The sequence below is a fragment of the Methanocalculus sp. genome, assembly GCF_030651615.1.
Taxonomy (GTDB): Archaea; Halobacteriota; Methanomicrobia; order Methanomicrobiales; family Methanocorpusculaceae; genus Methanocalculus.
Genome location: NZ_JAUSCG010000093.1, coordinates 1 through 5,988 on the forward strand (window position 1 = coordinate 1; position 5,988 = coordinate 5,988).

Sequence of the window (5,988 nt, forward strand, 5' to 3'; positions counted from 1 at the left end):
GCGAAGAATAGGGCAAATAAATAAAAAAGTGGAACTAACCAGCAACGAAACCTGGCTCCAAAATAGTTAGAGCTAAAATGGAGGTATTTTAATCCCTGCAACAACAATTATCTCTTAAATTCAAATTAAGCGAAGAATAGGGCGAATAAATGAAAAAGTGGAACTAACCAGCAACGAAACCTGGCTCCAAAATAGTGAGAACCAAAATGGAGGTATTTTAATCCCTGCAACTACAATTTTCTCTTAAATTTAAATTAAGCGAAGAATAGGGCAAATAAATGAAAAAGTGGAACTAACCAGCAACGAAACCTGGCTCCAAAATAATTTAATGGAGAAATGTTTTATTGGAATGAGCTAATTTTATGCCAAGTATGGATTGTAAGCCTTTTGTTTATCAGATGCGTCTTCATCAGCCACCGATTTGGCAGACGGTGTCTGCCATATTGATGGGTAGGTTTTGTAGAATTGACGACACTGCCGAAGTGTCCGGGGTGATGGGTCTACAAGACCCTCGTTTTTCAATGCCAGAGAGAGATTTTGCAGGATCTTCTCACCGTAGACTGCCCGATCTACACCATCCTGCCCATTCTTGATGAATCAGAGCAGAAAAGTCCAGCTACCCCAAAGAGAATGAATCGAAACTTGCGTATCAGGCTCATTCTCATCCCTGGTAACTGTTCTCTCTCAACACCAATGCTACTCCAGACACCTCCAGTAAAAGAACCGAAACGACCTGTTCTTCTCCTCTGCTACCTGGATCGAGTACCGTTTAATAATCTCGATCATCAGGTCAATCCGTGATCCGTAAAGGTCCGGGATCATCCTGTTGAACGTCTCCTTCGTCACACGATCGGTCTTTTTGAGAGGCCGAAGCCCAAGAGATCTCGCTTGCGTATCATTCAGACCTGCAAGGTACCATCCCTCGATCTCTTTGATGACGACGATCACCTTGTTCGTGTCAAGCTCCTGATACCAGCGTTTCAGCCGCTGTTTCTTCGCCTTCACATTCCTGTCCTTATCGATATCGGCAACCATCAGGTAATCATCACCCATTGCCCCGATACCACGGATGAACCCATCCACCCTGAGATGCTTCATTCCGGCATAGGAGATCAGCTCGACACTCGCATACCCTTCCTGGAGCAGCTTTTTTAGAACACCTTCGAAGAACCTGATATCGTCAGCACCTTCCAGGAATATAAAGAGCCGGTTCATGGATCAGAGCCCAAGCAGATTCTGGATATACAGCTCTTCGATACCTACCTCGCTCTTCAGAAACGTCTGAACCTCTTCACGATGTGCTGGTTTCATGATCGTTGAGAAACCCGTTGCATCACGTGAGATGAGGAGGATATCTTCGATATCTGCGTACCTGATGACACCGGGATTATGGGTTGTGATCAGGATCTGCTTAATGCGGGCGGCATCGGCAAACATTGAGACGACACGGGCGATGAGGTATGGATGAATATTCTTTTCAGGCTCTTCGATGACGATGAAGGGTTTATCATCAAAATAGAGAGCACAGATGAGGTTGATCACATTTATTGTCCCGTCAGATATCACCGATGATGGGAGCGTATGGTCATCGCCGTACTTCTCCGTCACCGTAAAGTAGACTGAGGAATCGGTGAATTTCCGAACATCGATATCCTGAACAAACGGAAGGAGATCCTGCATCAGGTTAGAGAAACGCCGTTTCTTCTCGGGATCAGTGAGGATAGTTCTGAGGACCAGGGCGAGATTTGATCCGTCTTCCTCAAGATCACTCCTCCCGGCAAGAGGGATCGCCTTTCTTGGTGTCCTCGGGTCGAAGTCATAGATAGCGATCTCGGCAAAGAATCGCTGAAAACCCGGGAGAGGGATCATCAGAGGGTTCTCGAGGAGGAGCGAACCTGGTCGTGGTGTGTTCTTCTGAAGATACGGAGGAATGATCTCAGAGATCTCTATAGCAATACCCGGCGGTGTCGAGAGCTCATAAAAAACACCATCTTCGGTATGGGTGATTAAAAGCTCCCCTTCTCCCCCTTCTCCCTCCTGCGTCTCCGGCTTACATGAACACCGGATGGTGAGACGATCATCAAGGATTAAGTACCCCCCCTCCTGTATCATCAGGGAGAACCGGTACTCTATCTGGTGAAAAGAGATGGTATGCCGTATACCGCTTGTATCCCGCACACCATTGAAGACTCCGAGGTTTTTTTCAAAGATGATCCCAAGTTCAGTTGGAATATCCTTTGAAATACGTGTATTTCTGATATATTCCACTCCTCCCTGGAGGGATAATGCATTTCCAAGCCCGTGACGTGCAATGTCGCGGAAGAACCTGAGTATACGTATAAAATTCGTCTTGCCTGCCGCATTGGTTCCAATCAGGATATTATACTCATCAAGATCCACCACGAGTTCTGAAAAGCTCTTAAAGTTCCTGCACGAGACCTGTTTTATCCGCATGATGTTCTCTTCCCTGCATGGGATCTCGACGGATTCTTCGATATATCTTTCCCCAAAAAAAAGGTTCAGGGGTTCAGCAGATAGATAGATGCATTCAACACGGTTGCAAAGCTGACCCAGGCAATATAAGGAATGTTGAGATATGCAGCTATCTTTGATATCCGGGAGAATGTGATGATCATCCAGAGGATCAGACACCAGAGGATGAGGATACAGACGAGTCCAAGGAGTGGTGAAGGGATCCCGAAGAAGAGGAATGACCAGAGCCCGTTGAAGAAGAGCTGAATACAGAAGATTCCTGTTGCGATCCTGACATCACGCCTCTCCCATCCCTCCTTTAAAATCAGGAAGAGCGAGGCACCCATCAGGATATAGAGTATTGTCCATGCAGGTCCAAAGAGCCAGCCCGGAGGGGTAAACCAGGGTTTGTTGATCGTCTGGTACCATCCGCTAACATTTGATGCAGTTGCAATACTCCCGATGGCCCCTGCGGAGAGGGAGAGGACAACCGTTCCGATCAGCAACGCTGCATCACGAACAGATTGAGATTGAAGCACCATAGACTTCAATAGTGCTTGGAGCACAAAAGCTTTTCATAAGGAGATAATGCACATATTCTCTCATTCTGATATAATTCTTCATCCTCACACGTAAAAGAGAAATTATTGCCCTCCAAAATGTTCTTCTGAACATCAGATAAAACGCACCGCACAACCAATACCTCTGATAGAGTCGCAGTGTCTGTTTCCAGAGATCTCTTTGACTTCGGGCAAAATATTCCCATTGAAGTATTCTTGTAAAACATTTTTCAGTTCATCCAATGTAACCGGCTTTTGAAGAACTAGAATAATATCATCCTTGTAGGGGACGATCTCCTCTTCAAGAATATATTTGGCGGTAAAGAGCATTACCGGGATGTCGCTCACTCCATCTTTTCGGAGATGTTCAAGTACTTGCCATCCGTCGATCGGAGTCATCTTCAGATCGAGCAGGATGAGATCAGGTTTCCTCTCCTTTATTGCATCAAATGCTTCATAGCCGTTTGAAACAGTCACCGCACTATAGCCGATATCATTCAAAAGTTCTTCCATTACCATGAGAATCGATTGATCATCATCAACAACCATGACGGTCTTCATGTATCTCCCCTCCTCCGGGGTAATCGAACGGTAAAGATGCTCCCAATACCGGGGGTACTATCCACAGTGATCTCCCCTCCCTGGATTTGGGTATACTGCTGTGCAATTGGAAGATTAAGTCCCATGTAAATCTGCTGTGGGTTCAGTTGCTGGAGATCTGTAATATAAAAAGGTTCGAAAATATGGTCGAGTATTGATATGTCAATACCACGGCCGTTGTCGTCGAAACTGATCATATCAGACTCAGAATCTGTATTATGCCTCACCGAGACGATACGGGGGAGATTATTATATTGAATTGCATTAGCTATAAGAGTGTTAAAAATATGGGAGGTGAGTCGCGCGTCTCCTTTAATCGTTACCGTCTTTGGTATCTGATTCTTCACAAGTGCATCTTTTCTATAATCGTTTGAGGTTATGATCTTTTCAATAAAGTCAAAGAGGTGGATTGTTTCATTTATTATAGTTATATTCCCTGAATCTACAAATGATATGGTGAGCATTCTGTCAATTATCTCTCTCTGATACTCAACTTTGGTATGACACATCTTCAGCATATCAATCATCTTCTCAGAAAGGTGATATTTCTCCGGATTTGAGAGGAGGAGATCGATATACCCGATGACCGGTTGGAGGGGTGTGCGGAGTTCGTGCGTTGCAAGCATAATAAATTTGGATTTCTGTTTGATCTCTTGCATGAGAGAGAGCTCACGCGCCCTGAGATCAACAACCTGTTGGATATACTCAATATTATAGTACAAACCAACAGCAAGAATCGGAAAAACTACCCAGAACATCCAGAACTCGATCATCCCCTCCCCCAACTCGTTTATCGTCAGGATAATTGTGCCGCCGGTGAGCCATGCATGGATCCAGGTTGTATAAAGAACCAGTCCCAGCCCTACCAGCCATAACATGCTTAGAAGAGCCAGAAACCGTTTCATCGACATAATTCCACCTCAGAATTCTTGAAAAATGATTTTATCTTCTTTTCTCTGCTCTGGTACGCATTGTGAAATGATACGCAATACTCGCAACAACGGACATAACTCCGATTATCATGAGTATGTATATCCACTGGAATCCGGGATACTCCGGCGTCTCCGGTATTTTTTCTCTAACCGGTGTTGCAATCGCGGTTACCGGATTTGCGATTAAGATCACTTCTTTCTGCCCTAATGCTCTCCCGTTTAATGTTGCACCGTCAATAAGCGCAATCGTTGATGCTCCAAGAATATTTCCATGAAAAACTGAACCTGCATATAGTGTTGTTGTGCCAGTGACCTTCCAGAAGATATTATTTGGATCTGCTCCATTACTCAGAATAACTTGTTTATTAGCGGCAATGTCAAGATTTTGTGCGATCTGGAAGATCCATACAGAGCCTGAATTGCCCTGAGCATCCAGTGTGAGGTCGGTAGGGATCGTCACACTGGTGGAATATTTGTACGTTCCAGGGGTCAGTGTCTTTCCGCCAAGGTTCCCTGAGTACAATTCAGTATAATCAGGAGATCTTCCCGCAGCATCAGCGTATGCCGTCTCCATGTTGCTCACCGCGGTCGTAAGTTTCGCTGGAGTTGGATCCGCATAATTTGCTGCATAGATCTTTCCGACAACCAGAGGCGAAGTAGAAAAGGTATTTGAGGGGTCTATGATGAGTGAAAAGCCTGTTATTGCTGTTGCGGCGATCGGACTTACACCCATATCTCCTGTGACCATTGTTGTTCCGGTGGTCGTTATTCCTGATTTAGATAGAATGGCATAATCACCAGCTGTTCCGAGATCCACTGTCGAAGCGGCCATCACCGTTGGGATCATAGCGGCGGAGATCAGGCAAATCAGAGCCACGCTTAATATAAGGGAGAGTTTATCTCTCTCTGTTTGTTCTGTTTTTGTCATTGTACTATCCTCATTGATAGTCTGGATTCATGACAGCCCTGAGGATATACCTACCTTGATTTTGCATTCGTTGGAGCAATATTTGCAAGGTGTTGGGGCTTTCGCCCTGACTTTCAGGGCTTTATGCAGTTTTTTTGTTAATAATGCTATTATTTGAGGTCCTTTGTTAATTCTGTGTGAGCTCATGGATCGAGTTGATAGCAGCAGATAGCCAGTTTGCCGAGATATTCCGGGCATTGACAATTGGAAGCAGAGGGGTATTACACAGGTTAGTGGTGTTGCTCTTGAAAATAGCGGGGGTGGAGAGATTTATAATGTAGATAGATGGTTATCCATCTTCAGACATTCATTCCAGCAACCGGTTGGTCTCCTGCCATACCGAGGATAAAGTAGGTATCCACTTCATGATTACCGGTCGTGTCAAGCGCCCATAGGCCGTTGCTCTCGCGGAAGATGCCCTTCCAGCCATAGCCGGCAACCGGCTGATCCCCTGCCA

At 45.3% G+C, this 5,988-nt stretch carries 6 protein-coding genes; all 6 read right to left on the reverse strand.

Annotation, left to right across the window (positions count from 1 at the left end; genetic code table 11):
• Window positions 1-696: 696 nt before the first annotated feature.
• Window positions 697-1,215: a hypothetical protein gene (locus tag Q7V06_RS03920; protein WP_304838405.1), complete on the reverse strand. Its 519-nt coding sequence runs from the start codon at window positions 1,213-1,215 to the stop codon at window positions 697-699.
• Between the two features lie 3 nt (window positions 1,216-1,218).
• Entirely contained in the window at window positions 1,219-2,454 is a 1,236-nt protein-coding gene (locus tag Q7V06_RS03925) for an AAA family ATPase (protein ID WP_304838408.1), read from the reverse strand.
• A gap of 65 nt (window positions 2,455-2,519) precedes the next feature.
• Window positions 2,520-3,014 carry a TspO/MBR family protein gene (locus tag Q7V06_RS03930; RefSeq protein ID WP_304838411.1) on the reverse strand — a complete coding sequence of 165 codons (495 nt, stop codon included), beginning with the start codon at window positions 3,012-3,014 and terminating at the stop codon, window positions 2,520-2,522.
• 132 nt (window positions 3,015-3,146) lie between these two features.
• Window positions 3,147-3,593 carry a response regulator gene (locus Q7V06_RS03935; RefSeq protein ID WP_304838414.1) on the reverse strand — a complete coding sequence of 149 codons (447 nt, stop codon included), beginning with the start codon at window positions 3,591-3,593 and terminating at the stop codon, window positions 3,147-3,149.
• Window positions 3,590-4,543: a sensor histidine kinase KdpD gene (locus Q7V06_RS03940; RefSeq protein ID WP_304838417.1), complete on the reverse strand. Its 954-nt coding sequence runs from the start codon at window positions 4,541-4,543 to the stop codon at window positions 3,590-3,592. Before Q7V06_RS03940 ends, Q7V06_RS03935 begins: the two co-directional genes overlap by 4 nt.
• Window positions 4,544-4,574: 31 nt before the next feature.
• Window positions 4,575-5,492: an ice-binding family protein gene (locus Q7V06_RS03945; RefSeq protein WP_304838419.1), complete on the reverse strand. Its 918-nt coding sequence runs from the start codon at window positions 5,490-5,492 to the stop codon at window positions 4,575-4,577.
• Window positions 5,493-5,988: the final 496 nt, after the last annotated feature.